Source organism: Pseudomonas sp. LBUM1643 (assembly GCF_059716215.1).
Window position 1 is genome coordinate 203,400 of sequence record NZ_CP166813.1, and the last position, 15,419, is coordinate 218,818.

The 15,419-nt window shown below is 59.0% G+C and carries 15 protein-coding genes; 12 read left to right on the forward strand and 3 right to left on the reverse strand.

Annotated features, from left to right (window positions below):
* Positions 1 to 6: 6 nt before the first annotated feature.
* On the forward strand, positions 7 to 1,080 hold the full coding sequence (locus ACA063_RS00870; protein WP_497664431.1) for a fatty acid desaturase: 1,074 nt from the start codon (positions 7 to 9) through the stop codon (positions 1,078 to 1,080).
* A 107-nt stretch (positions 1,081 to 1,187) separates the two neighbouring features.
* On the opposite strand, the gene ACA063_RS00875 is transcribed toward ACA063_RS00870, so the two are convergent.
* Positions 1,188 to 2,108, reverse strand: a complete 921-nt coding sequence (locus ACA063_RS00875) for a LysR family transcriptional regulator (RefSeq protein ID WP_497664432.1) — start codon at positions 2,106 to 2,108, stop codon at positions 1,188 to 1,190.
* A 517-nt stretch (positions 2,109 to 2,625) separates the two neighbouring features.
* Here ACA063_RS00875 and ACA063_RS00880 point away from each other — a divergent pair.
* From ACA063_RS00880 to ACA063_RS00890, 3 genes are read left to right on the forward strand one after another with little or no spacing between them, the layout of a single operon-like run.
* Positions 2,626 to 3,432 (forward strand): energy transducer TonB, encoded by an 807-nt coding sequence (locus ACA063_RS00880; RefSeq protein ID WP_497664433.1) that lies wholly within the window; start codon positions 2,626 to 2,628, stop codon positions 3,430 to 3,432.
* Between the two features lie 44 nt (positions 3,433 to 3,476).
* Complete coding sequence (locus tag ACA063_RS00885) at positions 3,477 to 4,202, forward strand: MotA/TolQ/ExbB proton channel family protein (RefSeq protein WP_497664434.1); 726 nt, start codon at positions 3,477 to 3,479, stop codon at positions 4,200 to 4,202.
* Position 4,203: 1 nt separating this feature from the next.
* Positions 4,204 to 4,605 carry an ExbD/TolR family protein gene (locus ACA063_RS00890; RefSeq protein ID WP_003220570.1) on the forward strand — a complete coding sequence of 134 codons (402 nt, stop codon included), beginning with the start codon at positions 4,204 to 4,206 and terminating at the stop codon, positions 4,603 to 4,605.
* Positions 4,606 to 4,691: 86 nt separating this feature from the next.
* Here the strand turns inward: ACA063_RS00890 and ACA063_RS00895 are convergent, their stop codons facing one another.
* Positions 4,692 to 5,510 (reverse strand): IclR family transcriptional regulator, encoded by an 819-nt coding sequence (locus ACA063_RS00895; RefSeq protein ID WP_497664435.1) that lies wholly within the window; start codon positions 5,508 to 5,510, stop codon positions 4,692 to 4,694.
* A gap of 369 nt (positions 5,511 to 5,879) precedes the next feature.
* Here ACA063_RS00895 and ACA063_RS00900 point away from each other — a divergent pair, with 369 nt between their 5' ends.
* From ACA063_RS00900 to ACA063_RS00935, 8 genes are all read left to right on the forward strand, one after another.
* On the forward strand, positions 5,880 to 6,638 hold the full coding sequence (locus ACA063_RS00900; RefSeq protein WP_497664436.1) for an ABC transporter substrate-binding protein: 759 nt from the start codon (positions 5,880 to 5,882) through the stop codon (positions 6,636 to 6,638).
* Positions 6,639 to 6,710: 72 nt separating this feature from the next.
* Positions 6,711 to 7,370 carry an amino acid ABC transporter permease gene (locus ACA063_RS00905; RefSeq protein WP_497664437.1) on the forward strand — a complete coding sequence of 220 codons (660 nt, stop codon included), beginning with the start codon at positions 6,711 to 6,713 and terminating at the stop codon, positions 7,368 to 7,370.
* Positions 7,367 to 8,098, forward strand: coding sequence for an amino acid ABC transporter ATP-binding protein (locus tag ACA063_RS00910; RefSeq protein ID WP_497664438.1), 732 nt, complete (start codon positions 7,367 to 7,369; stop codon positions 8,096 to 8,098). Before ACA063_RS00905 ends, ACA063_RS00910 begins: the two co-directional genes overlap by 4 nt.
* 66 nt (positions 8,099 to 8,164) lie before the next feature.
* Positions 8,165 to 9,448, forward strand: a complete 1,284-nt coding sequence (locus ACA063_RS00915) for an NAD(P)/FAD-dependent oxidoreductase (protein WP_497664439.1) — start codon at positions 8,165 to 8,167, stop codon at positions 9,446 to 9,448.
* A 241-nt stretch (positions 9,449 to 9,689) separates the two neighbouring features.
* Positions 9,690 to 10,271 (forward strand): alpha/beta hydrolase, encoded by a 582-nt coding sequence (locus ACA063_RS00920; protein WP_162437062.1) that lies wholly within the window; start codon positions 9,690 to 9,692, stop codon positions 10,269 to 10,271.
* Between the two features lie 55 nt (positions 10,272 to 10,326).
* Positions 10,327 to 11,259, forward strand: a complete 933-nt coding sequence (locus tag ACA063_RS00925; protein ID WP_497664440.1) for a sigma 54-interacting transcriptional regulator — start codon at positions 10,327 to 10,329, stop codon at positions 11,257 to 11,259.
* 296 nt (positions 11,260 to 11,555) lie between these two features.
* Complete coding sequence (locus ACA063_RS00930; RefSeq protein ID WP_497664441.1) at positions 11,556 to 12,338, forward strand: MetQ/NlpA family ABC transporter substrate-binding protein; 783 nt, start codon at positions 11,556 to 11,558, stop codon at positions 12,336 to 12,338.
* A gap of 716 nt (positions 12,339 to 13,054) precedes the next feature.
* Positions 13,055 to 14,200 (forward strand): RHS repeat-associated core domain-containing protein, encoded by a 1,146-nt coding sequence (locus ACA063_RS00935; RefSeq protein WP_497664442.1) that lies wholly within the window; start codon positions 13,055 to 13,057, stop codon positions 14,198 to 14,200.
* A gap of 24 nt (positions 14,201 to 14,224) precedes the next feature.
* Here ACA063_RS00935 and ACA063_RS00940 read toward each other — a convergent pair whose 3' ends face one another.
* The gene (locus ACA063_RS00940; RefSeq protein ID WP_497664443.1) at positions 14,225 to 15,385 is read right to left on the reverse strand and encodes an AAA family ATPase; all 1,161 of its coding nucleotides are present in this window, start codon (positions 15,383 to 15,385) and stop codon (positions 14,225 to 14,227) included.
* Positions 15,386 to 15,419 lie beyond the last annotated feature (34 nt).

Below are 15,419 nucleotides of genomic sequence, written 5' to 3' on the forward strand. Positions count from 1 at the left end.
GGAAGCATGGACGGTACTTCTGCAAGTCCCCAGCGACTGAATGCATCTCAACGATCAGCGCATATTCGCGAAGTGGTGCTGGCCAAGGGCGTCGAACTGCGTCAGCGCTACCCGATTCTCAACCATCAGGACGCGTTGGGCGTGGGCATTCTGGCGTTCGCGCTGGCCGGCATGATCGGTTCGGCGGCGCTCTATATCAACGGTTACATGGCCTGGTGGGTGTGCCTGTTGCTCAACGCGTTCTTCGCGTCCCTGACCCACGAGCTCGAGCACGACCTGATACATAGCATGTACTTCCGTAAAAAACGCGTGCCGCACAATGTGATGATGGGCCTGGTCTGGCTGGCGCGGCCGAGCACGATCAACCCGTGGATCCGCCGCCATCTGCACCTCAATCACCACAAGGTGTCCGGTACGGAGACCGACATGGAGGAGCGGGCAATCACCAACGGCGAGCCTTGGGGGTTTGCCCGATTCCTGATGATCGGCGACAACATCATGTCGGCATTGATTCGCATGCTGCGGGCCAAAACCTGGACGCATAAATTCAGCATCATCAAACGCACGCTGAAGGTATACGCACCGCTGGCGTTGGTGCACTGGGGCGCGTGGTACGTGTTTCTCGGGTTCCATACCGCCAACGGTGTCGCGCATCTGTTTGGGGCGCCGATTGAATGGTCGGCGACCACGCTGTCAGTGATGCAGGTGATCGATATCGCCGCCGTCGTGATCATCGGCCCGAACGTTCTGCGCACGTTTTGCCTGCACTTCGTCAGTTCCAACATGCACTACTACGGTGATGTGGAACCGGGCAATGTGATTCAGCAGACCCAGGTGCTGAACCCATGGTGGATGTGGCCGTTGCAAGCGTTTTGCTTCAACTTTGGCAGCAGCCACGGGATCCACCATTTTGTGGTGAAGGAACCGTTTTACATCCGCCAGATGACCGTGCCGGTGGCGCATAAAGTCATGCGTGAGATGGGCGTTCGGTTTAATGATGTCGGGACGTTTGGGCGGGCGAACCGGTTTGTGCGCAGGGAGGAAGTTCAGGGGCGGGCCGTGGAGGGTGTGAGGGTCTGATGGCCTCATCGCCAGCAGGCTGGCTCCCACATTTTGATCTCCGGTGAACACATTATTTGTGAACAACGAGGAACCTCTGTGGGAGTGGGCTTGCTCGCGAAAGCTTCCTAAATCGCAACACTCATCTCCTGCTTATCCACCGCCATCAACGTCTCAATCATCGCTCTCGCCGCCGGCGACAACCGAAACCCCGTCCGACTCACAATCCCGCACCGCGAATTCATGGTCTCAATGTTTTGCGGCAGATTGCGCCAGTGCAGCAGCACTAAAGACCCTTTGGCAATGTCCTCGACAAATGCTTCTTGAGTGCCCACGCCGATGGCGTTCGATTGCAGCACGATCTTCACCAGCGCCGGAAAATGTTCGGTCTCGATACTCGGAGAAAAATCGGTCCGTCCACTGAGGTTCGCCAACAGCTTGCGAACGCCCGGCGGGATCAGCGTGGTCGCCAGCGGGTAGTCGAACATGTCGTTGGTCGACAGGCTTTCCTTCGCCAACAACGGATGACCCGGTCTGCAGAAGAACACCCCTCGCCTGGGCGTCAGTGCCTGAGTCTGAAAGTTGGGGTCGGCTTCGAAATGACGGATGTCGGTGATGAAGAACTCTATCTCCTCGCGGCTCAGGGCGCGGCTGAGTTTTTCCCAGTTATCCACCTGAAAGCAGGTGCGCACTTTCGGGTGGGCGTTGATGAATTGGGCCACCGCATCCGGCACCAGTTTCACCGCTGGGGCAGGACCACAGCCAAAGCGTAATTCGCCGGCATCGAGCTTGGTCATTTGCGCGACTTCAGCGCTAAGCAGCGCGGCGCCCTGCACCAGCGTCAACGCATGTTGCAGCACTACCTGGCCCTCGGGTGTCGGGCGCAAGTCCTTATTGCCACGATCCACCAGCACGCAGCCGAACTCCTGCTCCAACCCCTGAATACTGCGGCTGAACGCCGGTTGAGTAATGCCCATGGCGTCGGCCGCGCGGACAAAACTGCGGTGCTCGTTGAGGGCGATGAAGTAGCGCAACTGGCGAAGATCCATATGCTTTTCCGGCATCCTGAGAATAGCTCGAAGGCATCTGCGACGAGGAGTGCTGGAGGTTTAAATGCAAGCGCTTATTCCGTCAACGAGGCATCTGCATATTTATTAGATCTGTATTGAATATAGATAGAGCATTGTTTCGATGTGCCTGAACCGTAAGCATTGGTGGCTCCTGTGGCCAGAAGCCGTTGCTGTTCTAAAGCGTCCGCCGTCGCTTTAGCTATCGCCGTTGTAAGAGGGCGTGTGCATGTGCAGAAACCCTTCGAATCCATGCCTGCCGTGAATATTTTCCATGCCGCAAAAGCATGCGTTGTCAGCCTCATGGCCAGACCCCTTGAAAGATAAGGGCCCCAGAGAGTCGATCATTTTTAATATTCGTTTTCGATCTATCCATAACTTTAAAGATTACTTTCAGAGATAAGCGTCTAGCCCAATGATTCACCCATCGATACGTCGTACGGGGGATGTCGGGTCCGGCCTATCGGGATATTCGCAAAGAGACCGCAGGAGTAAATCAATGGGTAATGTCCAGACCGCCGCCAGCGCACAAGAGGTGCTGTGGCGCCAGGGGCCGGGTGGCGAGTTGGTCGACCTCGGCCGGGTACATCGCGTGCCCTTGGGGCAGCTGCGTTTGCAGCGTGCGCCCAAGGGCATTCTCAGTCGCCGGGAAACGATTCTGCTGGGTGTGCTGGCGCTGTTGGTACACGGTGCGGTGATCTATTGGGTCAGCCAACAGCCGACCGCCGTGCTGCCGATCGTGCCGCCGGAAATTCCACCGATGACTATCGAGTTTTCGCAACCGGCACCGCCGGTGGTCGAGCCGCCACCGCCGCCTGTTCAAGAGGTGGTCGAGCCACCGCCGCCGGTGGAGGACGAACTGGCGGTAAAACCACCGCCGCCAAAACCGGTTCCGAAGCCGAAACCGGTCGCCAAACCGATTCCGAAACCGGTGCCCAAAGCGGTTGAGAAACCGCCAGCACCACCGCAACCGGTCGCACCTGTTGCCGCGCCGGCGCCACCCGCTCCACCCGCACCTGCTCCGGTGACACCGGCCTCGGCCAACGCCGGGTACCTGAAAAACCCGGCGCCAGAATACCCGTCGCTGGCCCAGCGTCGCGGTTGGGAAGGGACGGTGTTACTGCGGGTACACGTGCTCGCCAGCGGCAAGCCCGGCGAGATTCAGATTCAGAAAAGCAGCGGTCGCGAAGCCCTCGACGATGCAGCCCTGAGCGCTGTGAAGCGCTGGAGTTTTGTGCCCGCCAAACAGGGTGATGTCGCCCGGGACGGCTGGGTCAGCGTGCCCATCGATTTCAAAATTCATTAAACAGAAACCTATTTCACGCGAAACGTTTACACGAGGAATCCACCATGACGTTACTGGCATCTCCACTTGAATCCATCGAAAGCGCGGTGATCTGGCTGCTGGTGGTTTTTTCCGTTGCGACCTGGGGACTGGCTTTGCTCAAGGGCGTGCAGTTCGGCCGACTGAAAGCTCAGGATCGCAAGTTTCATAAAAAGTTTTGGGCCGCATCGAGTCTTGATTCGGCGGCAGAATTGGCTGAAACCCAGCCAGGCGCTGCGGCGCGGGTGGCGCAAGCCGGCTACGCGGCAATCCAGGTCGGTGAAGCGCCACACGCGGCGGATCTGAGTCAGGCGATCAATCATCAGGATCGCCTCGAGCGAGCCTTGCGTCAGCAGATCGTGCGGGAGCGCCGTTCGCTGGAAACCGGGTTGGCAGTGGTCGCCAGTATTGGCAGTACGTCGCCGTTCATTGGGTTGTTCGGCACGGTGTGGGGAATCATGGAAGCGTTGAAAGGTATCAGCGCGGCAGGCTCGGCGAGTCTGGAAACGGTCGCCGGACCAATTGGTGCGGCACTCGTCGCCACGGGTGTGGGGATCGCGGTCGCGGTGCCGGCAGTGCTGGTTTACAACTACTTTTTGCGTCGTCTGAAACTGACGGCGGCGGACCTGGATGACTTCGCCCATGACTTCTACAGCCTGGCGCAGAAGAGTTCGTTCCGCGTGCTGATTCACCCGACGGCGCATAAAACCGTGGCCTCGGGCAACGCGCAGAAAGTGAAGGAGGCGTCCTGATATGGCCTTCTCCACGCAAGACAGCGACGAGGTACTGAGTGAGATAAACGTGACACCGCTGGTGGACGTCATGCTGGTGCTGCTGGTGGTGTTCATCGTCACCGCACCGCTGCTGACCAATGCCATACCGATCAACCTGCCCAAGACCGAAGCCGTGGCGCCGGTCGAGCAGAAGGATCCGCTGGTGGTGAGCATCGACGGGGCCGGGAAACTGTTTATCAACAAGGATGAAATCCAGCCGGACCTGCTGGAGTTCAACCTCAAGTCGGCGAAGGCCAAGGACCCGGAGGTGCGCGTGCAATTGCAGGCGGACGACGGAGTGAATTATGGCGAAGTGGCGCGAGCCATGGCGTCAATTGAGCGGGCAGGTATTACCAAGTTGTCGGTGATTACCGCGCGTTAAAAAATGTCGTTTTTCCGGGGCCGTCTCCTTGGCAGGGTGCGGCCCTTTTTTTTCTTCGCCAGACCTGGCTGATGGTTGGGTCGTCGTTACGGCTGTTCGATGTTCGGGCCGAGAAACGAGGTCAGCGGCCGCTGGGTGGGTGGCGTGGTCGAGATCAATCGTGCCGTGTCCTGCATCATCGGGACGAAGCGCGATACTGCTTTCTTGAGCGTCCACTTGGACACCGGCACGGACATCTGCAGGCTCGCGACCACCTGATGATTGAGGTCGAACACCGGCACAGCCAATGCTAGGTCGCCTCGGTAATATTCCTCATTGCAGTACGCATAGCCTTCTTCCCGTGCCAGTTGCAGGCGGCCGAGCAGTTCTTGCAGATCGACGACGGTGTTGGGCGTGAAGCGAATCCGCTGGGTGCTTTCCAGGATTTCGATGGCGTGCTCTTCAGGCAGCGACGAGAGATAGGCGCGTCCGGTTGAAGAGCAATACATCGGAATGCGACGCCCCACCGGCATGTGCACCAACAGGCGCGTGGGACTTGGAAACCGGCCGATGTAGATCATGTCCGTCCCCACCGGTTCAGCGAGGTTGACCGTTTCTCCCGCGTTTCGATTCAGGTCGAGGAGGTAGGGGTTGGCCCGGTCCAGCAGCGAGTGCGACTGCAGGTAGTGACAGCCTGCATCCAGGGTGCGCGACGATAACGAATAGCGCTTGCTGACCGGGTCTTTGATCAACAGGCCTAGGGCCTCCAGCGTGAAGGCGAATCGCTGCGCAGCGCTACGGCTGATGCCGGCAGCTACGGCGATCTCCGGCAAACTCATCGACGCATGCTGCGGATCGAAGGCATCCAGCACCGCGATTCCGGTGGCGAGAGATTGCACATAGAGCGTCGATTCTGAAGGGTTCATGGTTGGTCCGTGGCTTGGCGACAACGCCGTCCGATTGTCAGTGGAAAGAAACTGCATCGCGATAAGAAGCGACCGTATAGCGATAGATGAAGTGCGTCAAGTCGCTGCCAACTCTCTCCGAAAATATCCCGTTCACGTTATTTAATCCTGCGTATGCGGGGCTAAGCGAATCTGGCGGGTTGTGAATACCTTCCTGTGCACTCGAATTTTTGACTATTGACGGTAAAGGGTTGGTGATGCAGGATCGAATCTGCATGCAATACATGCATATCGCTATGCGATAAGGCTAGAAACCTGATATTCCGTCCTGACCGATCTTCGTCGGCACGGTCCGCGCGCTACCAGAGGCGGTTCACAAGGGGATTCCACATGCTGCACAAAACAATAAAATCGTTGGTCGCCGTCGTTTCCACCGTTGCCTTGCTGTCGACCGCACACGCTGAAATGCCAGTGCTGAAGGTCGGCGCCACACCCAGCGCGGTGCCGTTCAATTACCTGGATCCGCAGAGCAACACCCTCAAAGGCTTGATGATCGACATCGCCGATGCCGTCGGTAAGGAGGTCGGCTTCACACCCGAAATCATGCCGATTCCATTCACGTCCCTCGTCCCCGCCTTGCAAACGGGCAAGATCCAGATCATTGCATCCGCGTTCGCCCGCACGCCGGCCCGCGCCGAAGTGGTCGACTTTTCCAGCATCGTTGTGAGCTATGGCGAGGGCTTGATCGTCCCCGCCAAGGACACCACGGCTTACCTGAGTTTTGCTGACCTTAAAGGCAAGGTCATCGGCGTGCAGGTCGGCACGTCTTATGTCGAACCGATCACGGCGGTGAGTGGCTTCAAGGAAGTGAAGCTCTACGACACGATGGCCGACATGGTTCGCGACATCGCCCTTGGTCGCCTGGACGCGGCGTTCGGTGACGGTCCGGTCGTCGCTTATCAGGTACGCCAGGTTGGCGCGAAGGTGCGTCTGGTCGACACCTATAAGCCAGTGATCGCCACCGACATCGCGCTGGCGGTGAAGAAGGGTGACAGCGAGACCCTTGTGAAGCTCAACGCAGCCATCGACAAGCTCCGCCAGGACGGCACATTGCGCACCATTCTTGCGAAGTGGGCCGTCGCCTCCTGATCGTTTTTTCTCCCAACCCGCACGCGGTCCCTGAGTCCGGGATGGCGCGTGCACACGCTCCGGAGGTTGCAGATGTTCGATTCCTTCCTGACTGATGCGGTGGACTACCTGCCCATGCTGTTGCAGGGCGCACTGACCACGATCTACATCACCGCTACCGCGCTGGTGATCGCTACCGTGCTTGGCTTGTTCTGGGCCCTGTTGCGGGTGAGTGGTATTGCGCCGCTTGCGCATGCCAGCCGCGTGCTGACCAACGTTATCCGAGGCATCCCGATCATCGTGGTGCTGTTCTACATGTACTTCGTGATCCCGGAAATCGGCATCAGCCTGACCGCGTTTCAGGCCGGTTCCCTGGGGCTGGGCATTGCCTATTCCTCGTACATGGCCGAAGTGTTTCGCGCCGGCATCGATGCCGTGGATGTCGGGCAGTTCGAGGCCGCCCAGTCGATTGGCATGTCACGCGCGAAATTGATGCGCCGGGTGGTGCTGCCGCAAGCGTTGCGCATCGCGTTGCCGCCCTATGGCAACAACGTGGTGATGATGCTCAAGGACTCTTCCCAAACCGCTGTCATCACCGTGGTCGAGCTGTCGATGCAAAGCAAACTGATCGCAGCCGCCACCTTCCAGAGTTCGACGGTATTTACCCTTGTCGCGCTGATGTACCTCGCGATGAGCTTGCCAATGATGTTTGCGATCGGCCGTCTCGAAAAACGCATGGGGACCCAGAAATGATCAAGATCGAGAACCTGAGCAAGTCATTCGGCACCCACCATGTGCTAAGCGGTATCAACGCTGAAATCCATGCCGGCGAAGTGGTGTGTCTGATCGGACCTTCGGGCTCCGGCAAGTCCACGCTGCTGCGCTGCATCAATGGGCTTGAGCGCTATGAGGCCGGCAGCGTGACGGTCGAAGGCCTGCGGGTAGACGCAGCGCGATCGGACATTCGCCAGGTGCGGCAACGTGTCGGGATGGTGTTCCAGCGATTCAATCTGTTCCCTCATCGCACGGCGCTAGAGAACGTGATCGAAGGTCCGGTGCATGTGAAAGGCGAGGATCCTCGCGAGGCCACCGAGCGGGGCCGCGAGCTGCTCGCCAGCGTGGGCCTCGCGGAAAAATTCGAGCACTTCCCTCATCAGTTGTCCGGGGGCCAGCAGCAGCGTGTTGCCATTGCCCGCGCGTTGGCCATGCAACCCGAAGCCATCCTGTTTGACGAACCGACCTCGGCGCTTGACCCGGAACTGGTCGGCGAGGTGTTGGCGGTGATGCGCGGGCTGGCCGAGAAAGGCATGACCATGATCATCGTCACCCACGAGATGGGCTTCGCCCGTGACGTCTCCGACCGCGTGCTGTTTCTCGATGGCGGACGCATTGCCGAGCAAGGGCCGTCCAGAGAGGTGTTGACTGCACCGAGCAATGAACGGATGCGCGATTTCCTGCGCCGAGTCACGCACGCCAGTTGAGCCGCAACGCGGCACTTGCCGTCTCCGTACCCGCAGACCCGTATAGGCTTTTTCATGACAGCGAATATGCACTTCCCAACGTCCACGCTGTGGGCGGCGACCACTGCTGCACGTCGCACCACACCTCCGATCACCGGGCCCCTCAACGTCGATGTCGCCGTGATCGGTGGCGGCTTCACCGGCTTGTCCGCCGCGCTCCATCTTGCTGAGTCGGGTGTCGACGTCGCCTTGTTCGAGGCATCCGAAATCGCCCACCGAGCCTCCGGTCGCAACGGCGGCCAAGTGGTCCCGGGCTTTAAACCGACACCGGAGGCGCTGATCAAACGGTTTGGCGCCGAGACCGCGACGCGCATGATGCGGTTTGGGTATCGCAGCGCCGATGAGCTGTTCGAGCTTGTCGAGCGTCACAAGATCGATTGTTCGCCGACCCGCGATGGCTGGATCCAGGGCGCATTCTCCGAAGCATCGGCGCGGTATCTCCAGACGCGAGCGCGGGCAATCAATCACCACGGCGGTGACGCCCATTACCTTGACCGCGACGCCATGGCCGAGGCGACCGGTTCGGCATTCTGGCCGGCCGGTCTGCTCGAGCGGCGTGCCGGCGCGGTGCATCCACTGGCCTATGCCCGCGGGCTAGCAGACGCTGCACTCACTTGCGGGGCGGCGATTCATGAGCACTCGCACGTCAGTGCAATGACGCCCGTGGCAGGCGGTGTCGAGCTGACCGTGAATGGCCATCAGGTTCGTGCAAAGCAGGTGATCCTGGCCACGGATGCATATACCGACCGGCTGTGGCCTGCCGTTGCGCAATCCTATGTCACGGTGTCGAGCGCGCAGATTGCGACCGACCCTCTTCCGATAGCCTTGCGTGAGCGCATCATGGCGCGCGGAGCGGGCGTCTCCGAGACACGCAAAATCACTTACTACTGCCGTATCGATCCGGACGGACGCTTCGTCATCGGCGGCCGCGGGCACTCTGCCGACACGCTTGATCCCGCCACACGCGCGCAACTCATTGCGGCTGCCATCGAGCGCTTTCCAGAACTGGCGGGCGTGGACTGGGTACACGGCTGGGCGTGCCGGGTGGGCATGACCATTGATGACTTGCCACGCTTGCATCGACTGGCGGATGGCGTGTGGACTGCCTTCGGTTATTGCGGTCGCGGTGTGGCGATGGGGACGGCGTTGGGGCGTGTGCTGGCGCAGGCCGTACGGGGTTGCGATGTGGCGCAACTGGAATTTCCCGTGACCCCGGTCTCACGCCTGCCGTTGTACCCGGCCAGGCAACTGGGTGCGGCGCTGGCGATCAGTTGGTACCGACTGCGGGATTCGCTCGGGTATCCCGCCTGATCTGCCGTCGTTTGAGTGCTCCCCTTGATGAATCGCAGCCCGTAGGAGCTGCCGAAGGCTGCGATCTCTTGATCTTTCTTTTCATAAAATCAAAATCAACAGATCGCAGCCTTCGGCAGCGCCTACCGGCTTTTCCGTATATTCAATTTAGGTCTTAATAAATAGCTTCTTATTCCTTAACGGATATAAATTCGCTCCCTATACTCGGTCAGGAACAGACACGCAGCAGGAGAGCTCCCCCATGCGCAACGAATCAATTCGCTACCTGATTGTGCCGGGCTGGCAAGGATCGCCAGAAGATCATTGGCAAAGCCACTGGCAGAACAGTTTGCCGAATAGCGCCCGGGTGGAGCAGGCCGATTGGCTGACACCGCGCCGTGAAGATTGGGTGGCCGCGCTGGCCGAAGCGATTGCCGCTGACAGCACGCCGGTCATCCTGATCGCCCATAGCCTGGGTTGCATCACCGTTGCCCATTGGGCCGCCACCGCGCCCGTGCAATTTCTGCGTCAGGTGCGCGGTGCCTTGCTGGTCGCGCCAGCGGACGTCGAGCGTCCAGCCTGCGCACCGGCCTTGCGCAACTTCGCGCCGATTCCTGTGGATCTTTTGCCATTCCCGAGCCAGGTCGTCAGCTCCGACAACGACAGCGCCGTCAGCGCACCGCGAGCACTGGAGCTGGCGCGAAACTGGGGGGCTGAGGCGGGGATTCTGGCGGGCGCGGGGCACATCAACGTGAAGTCCGGCCACCAGCGTTGGGAGCAGGGTTTTGCTTACCTCTATCGCCTGCAAAACCGCATGGAACATCACGCCCTGCGTCGCGCCTGAATTTTTCTTTTTTCAAACGCCCCCGCCTCCCGGCGGTTTTGGGCGGGAGTCTGCCATGAGCTTTGAAACCTTCGGTCAGCCGCTGCTGACCTTTCCCGACGCCGAAAAAAGCCCGCTGAGCATCCGCGCCAAAGCGCTGGTGTTTGTCGATCCGCGCTCGCGGCAATTGCGCCAGGAGCTGGAGAATCTGGCGCCGCGCGCCATCAGTGTATTGATTCGTGGCGAAACCGGCAGCGGCAAGGAATTGCTCGCGCGTCATATCCATCGTGCAAGCGATCGTGGTGGTTTGTTCGTGTCGGTCAATTGCGGTGCGATCAGCCCGACGTACGCTGACGCCGAGTTGTTCGGCTATGCCGCCGGCAGCTACAGCGGTGCGGCGAGCAGTCGAGCTGGATGGTTTGGTTCAGCCAATGGCGGCACGTTGTATCTGGACGAGATCGGCGACCTGCCGCTGCCGATTCAGATCAAGTTGCTCGCGGCCCTGGAAAATCATGAAGTCACCCGCGTTGGCGCAACTCAGCCGAGCCCGGTGGACGTGCGGCTGGTCGCGGCCACCAGCATTGATCTGGCGCAGGCCGTGGCTGCCGGAAAATTTCACGAGCGTCTCTATCATTACCTCAGCGAAGGCCAACTCGAACTGCCGGCCCTGCGCGAACGGGTGGGCGATATTCTGTCGCTGTCCGAATATTTTCTCGGCATTTATAGCCAGCGCCTCGACTTGCCCGTGCCGCTGATCAGCGAGGCGGCGCAGCACGTGTTGGAGCAGCATCCCTGGCCCGGTAACACCCGGGAGCTGGAAAACGTCATCCACTTTGCGCTGTTGGTCAGCACTGGCGACGAGATTTTGCCTGAACATTTGAATTTGCCGTCGGTGCCTGCGCCTCTCGAGCAAATTGAGCAGGAGGTGGCTCGGCTTATTAAGAACGGCTCCCCTTCAGAACGATCCGGGTTGAGGCACTTGTTCGAGCGCCTTGCGCTGATTGTGTAGCAGCTGCCGAAGGCTGCGTTCGATTGCGCAGCAATCGTAAAACGGCACAACAAGGGATTACTGGAAGACCGCAGCGCTGGATTTGCGGCCGCTGCGCGCCCGAACGCAGCCTTCGGCAGCTGCTACAAAGGTCTGCTCGTCTGTATGAACAAAATGGAATATGAAAGTGAATAAAAGATATTGTTCGGGAATAAAAAATCCCGGTATTGTCCGCGTCACGCCAGCGATAGCACTTCACTGGCACCTCACTTGAAGCCGTCGTCGATGACGACCGTGATTTTCGATAAGGACACTGCATGAAAAAGGTTCTGTTGTTCACCGCATTGGCGGCTGCCCTGACCGCGGGCCTGGCCCAGGCTGGCGAAAAACTGGTAGTGGCGGCGACTCCGGTTCCCCACGCCGAAATTCTGGAACTGATCAAACCGACCCTCGCCAAAGAAGGCGTGGATCTGGAAATCAAAGTGTTCACCGACTACGTTCAGCCGAACGTTCAGGTTGACCAGAAGCGTCTGGACGCCAACTACTTCCAGACCCTGCCTTACCTGAACAGCTTCAACGAAGGCAAAGGCACCCACCTGGTGACCGTCATAGGCGTGCACGTGGAACCGTTCGGTGGCTACTCCAAGAAAGTCAAAACCCTGGCTGAGCTGAAAGACGGCGCGACCATCGCAATCCCGAACGAAGGCAGCAACAGCGGCCGTGCCCTGATCCTGCTGCAGAAGGCTGGCCTGATCGAGTTGAAAGACCCGAAAAACGCGCTGGCTACGCCGAAAGACATCGCCAAGAACCCGCACAACTTCAAGTTCAAAGAACTTGAGTCGGCCATGCTGCCGCGTGTTCTCGACCAGGTCGACCTGGACATGATCAACACCAACTACGCGCTGGAAGCAGGTCTGAACCCGGCAAAAGATGCGCTGATCATCGAAGGCGCCGATTCGCCTTACGTGAACTTCCTGGTGGCACGTCCGGACAACAAGGACAGCGTAGCCATCCAGAAACTGGCCAAGGCGTTGACCAGTCCTGAAGTGAAGGCTTTCATCGAGAAGAAATACAGCGGTGCGGTACTGCCGGCGTTCTGATTGACGCGGTAAACCATTCACGGTTTCAAGCGCCGACGGCTACCAATAGCGTCGGCGTTTTTTATTTGGGAGTGAGCCTGCCCGCCAAGCCCTGTAGCAGCTGCCGAGGCACGAGGCTGCGTTGCGGGCCGAAGGACCGCCTTTTTGGGGCTGCTCCGCAGCCCGACGCAGCCTCGCAGGCTCCGCAGCTGCTACAGGAAGCTACACGAACACATTGAGAATTTTTTGCCCCTATGAGGCTTAGGCCGTCTTGGCTTTCAACGCCTTTCGCAACGCCAGCAGCAGCTTCAATAGATCCTGCGTGTCCATCGGCTGCGGCACTTCTTCATCTGCCATTTTTTCGCTTCCTTGTGAGGGTTCGGCCGGGAGTCTGGCCAAAAGGTGTCCATCCCTGAAGGGTCCTACCGAAAAATAGATCTTTCCTACGACGCTGGGGAAAATAGTCGTGTTCTTTCATCCCGGCAAATCCGCAGAATAGTTTTTTGAGTGATGATCCAACTGTTTTTCGTCTACTTGGCATTACCAGCTCAAGCTGTATGACCACAGGTGCGCAAAACACTAAGCGATACACCAGGCCTGAGAGCGTTATTGTTGAGGGGTAAGTGACAGGGGTGAGTGCGTGACATGCGTATGACGTTCCGGGTACCTAGCATTTCTGCTAGGTGTTAAACCGTTGGTATCGGTGCAATATTTGCGTTCGACCAAGAGGTTTATCCATGAGGACTTTAACCGCCGAAGTTTGTCGGTATCGCTATGACGCACTGGACCTGCTCACAGGACTTGAGCACGCCGGTCATGCTGACCTGCAGCGTTTCTATCGCCATCAGCATCTGGTCACCGAGCTGCAAGGGCAGGCCAGTCAATCTGTATTCCAGCAGGGCGAGCAACTGCTGGCCGTGCAATCGCGCGAGTACGCCCGCCTCAATAGCCAGTTGTTGGCCACCGACCAGCAGCGCTCCGTTTTGCAACAGATCGATTCGGCGGGGGTGTTGCCGCAGGCCTACACACCCTACGGTCATCATGCGGCCGAAAGCGGTCTGACCAGTCTTCTCGGTTTTGGCGGCGAGCGTCGCGACCCGGTGACCGGGCATTATTTGCTGGGCAACGGGCACCGGGCGTTCAACCCGGTGCTGATGCGTTTCAACAGCCCTGACCGGCTGAGTCCGTTTGGGCGGGGTGGCTTGAATCCGTATGCGTATTGTCTGGGGGATCCGGTGAATCTTAGTGATCCGACGGGTGGGATTCCGAGGCTGCTCAGCGCTCTGATAAGTGTGGCGAACGCAAAAATTGTCATGTCCCCGGCCATCCCCTACAAATTGGCGAAGGACGCATTGCAACGGGGAGCGGCTGGTCAATTGAAAGGCAGATATACGGTGGGGGCCGCTGGTTCGACCTTGGCAGGCGTCACAACGATGCTTACGAGTCTGGCGGGCGTGGCCAGTGCTGTTGCGGGAATTACAGGAGACACTGACGCAGCGAAAACCCTGGGATTTGTTACGTTGGGTTTGGGAGCACTCACATTGGTATCGAGAGCAGGTTCCTATTGGGCGGCTCGGGACCCCGAAACCATTCCTGCGTTGAAAGCATTTGTGGAAAGCGGTAAACATCCGATGGCTATGCCTTCACCTGTTTCAGAAGGGGGGCCAGCGTCCCCTCTGCCTTCGGCGCCTCCCCTATCGGCTCTTCCTCAGACGCCTGGCTCACCTCAAGCGTCAGCTCGATTCCCCACACCTGAGCCGATTGGTTCTGAGCGCTTCAACTTTTCCGGAAATAATTTGGCAGTCAATTTGTTTAACAAACAATTCGACGGGCAGCTTGGTATTTCCAAGAACGCCAAGCGCATTCGCCGTCACTCCACATAAAGCACAGCCGTAACGTTGGATCAGTCAATCTGGCCAATTCCACGCTGGCTCATCCAGCATCCGTTGCCCGACAATCCCGGTCTGGCCGAGATTTTTCTCCAGCACGATGCAGTTGCACTCATCGTCCTCCTGCAATGCCGAAATCAATCGTCGGGCATGGGACACCACCCACACCTGACACTGCTGCGACGCACGAATAATCAACCGCGCCAGCGCCGGCAACAGGTCCGGGTGAAGGCTGGTTTCCGGCTCGTTCAGCACCATCAGTGATGGCGGTCTAGGCGTCAGCAACGCGGCAACCAGCAGTAAGTATCGCAACGTCCCGTCTGATAACTCGGCCGCCGATAACGGTCGCAACAATCCTTCCTGATAAAACTCGATGGCAAACCGTCCACCTTGCAGCGGTGCGATATTCAATCTCGCCCCGGGAAACGCATCGCTGACGGCCGCTTGCAAGGCGTCGGGATCACCGATTTCGCGAATGGTTTGCAACGCCGCCGCCAGGTCCCGGCCGTCGTGATGCAACACCGGTGTGCGCGTGCCCAATTGTGGTTGACGAACGGGCGCGTCGGCATCGCTGCGAAAATGATCGTAGAAGCGCCAGCGTCGGATGAATTCGCGCAGCTGCAAGACTTCGGGGGACGTGCGAAGACTGCCGACCTGATCGAACAGGCTGTCGAAATTTGGCGTGTGCTGGGCGAGCACTTCCCAGCCACGACCGTCGCGAGTGCGGATCATCGGACCATCGCGATCCACCAGCAGGCTGGCGGGACGGTAGAACGGACCGGACCAGATGCATTCCTTTTTGATTTCCGGATCAAGGGAGAACTCAGAAAGACTCGGTTCCGGCAGGCCCAGGGCAATCGAATAGCTGAAGTCTTCGCCGGCAAACCCCAGGCGCAGGCGTTTGACGCCTTGTCGCACGGTTGCCTGGATTGGCACTTCCCCGTTACGCATGCGCCGAGAGATGCTCTCCGGCCCCGCCCAAAATGTCGAATCCAGCCCGCCCTCACGGGCCAATGCATTGACCACACCGCCCTGAGCGGTTTCCGCCAGCAGGCGCAACGCTCGGTAGAGGTTGGATTTGCCACTGCCGTTGGGGCCGGTAATGAGGTTCAGACGGCCCAGCGGAATGACCAGTTTGTTGATCGAGCGATAATTGGCCACTGCAAGAGTTTTGAGCATTGGGGAGCTTCCAGCTGCGCGGTGCATCAGTTTG

What these genes read in the sequence shown, in the direction of transcription:
- ACA063_RS00895 (WP_497664435.1), bottom strand. Translation starts at nt 5,510, where the DNA reads ATGAACCCTTCAGAATCGACGCTCTATGTGCAATCTCTCGCCACCGGA.
- ACA063_RS00915 (WP_497664439.1), top strand. Translation starts at nt 8,165, where the DNA reads ATGCACTTCCCAACGTCCACGCTGTGGGCGGCGACCACTGCTGCACGT.
- ACA063_RS00940 (WP_497664443.1), bottom strand. Translation starts at nt 15,385, where the DNA reads ATGCTCAAAACTCTTGCAGTGGCCAATTATCGCTCGATCAACAAACTG.
- ACA063_RS00910 (WP_497664438.1), top strand. Translation starts at nt 7,367, where the DNA reads ATGATCAAGATCGAGAACCTGAGCAAGTCATTCGGCACCCACCATGTG.
- ACA063_RS00870 (WP_497664431.1), top strand. Translation starts at nt 7, where the DNA reads ATGGACGGTACTTCTGCAAGTCCCCAGCGACTGAATGCATCTCAACGA.
- ACA063_RS00880 (WP_497664433.1), top strand. Translation starts at nt 2,626, where the DNA reads ATGGGTAATGTCCAGACCGCCGCCAGCGCACAAGAGGTGCTGTGGCGC.
- ACA063_RS00885 (WP_497664434.1), top strand. Translation starts at nt 3,477, where the DNA reads ATGACGTTACTGGCATCTCCACTTGAATCCATCGAAAGCGCGGTGATC.
- ACA063_RS00930 (WP_497664441.1), top strand. Translation starts at nt 11,556, where the DNA reads ATGAAAAAGGTTCTGTTGTTCACCGCATTGGCGGCTGCCCTGACCGCG.
- ACA063_RS00935 (WP_497664442.1), top strand. Translation starts at nt 13,055, where the DNA reads ATGAGGACTTTAACCGCCGAAGTTTGTCGGTATCGCTATGACGCACTG.
- ACA063_RS00900 (WP_497664436.1), top strand. Translation starts at nt 5,880, where the DNA reads ATGCTGCACAAAACAATAAAATCGTTGGTCGCCGTCGTTTCCACCGTT.
- ACA063_RS00875 (WP_497664432.1), bottom strand. Translation starts at nt 2,108, where the DNA reads ATGGATCTTCGCCAGTTGCGCTACTTCATCGCCCTCAACGAGCACCGC.
- ACA063_RS00905 (WP_497664437.1), top strand. Translation starts at nt 6,711, where the DNA reads ATGTTCGATTCCTTCCTGACTGATGCGGTGGACTACCTGCCCATGCTG.
- ACA063_RS00925 (WP_497664440.1), top strand. Translation starts at nt 10,327, where the DNA reads ATGAGCTTTGAAACCTTCGGTCAGCCGCTGCTGACCTTTCCCGACGCC.
- ACA063_RS00920 (WP_162437062.1), top strand. Translation starts at nt 9,690, where the DNA reads ATGCGCAACGAATCAATTCGCTACCTGATTGTGCCGGGCTGGCAAGGA.
- ACA063_RS00890 (WP_003220570.1), top strand. Translation starts at nt 4,204, where the DNA reads ATGGCCTTCTCCACGCAAGACAGCGACGAGGTACTGAGTGAGATAAAC.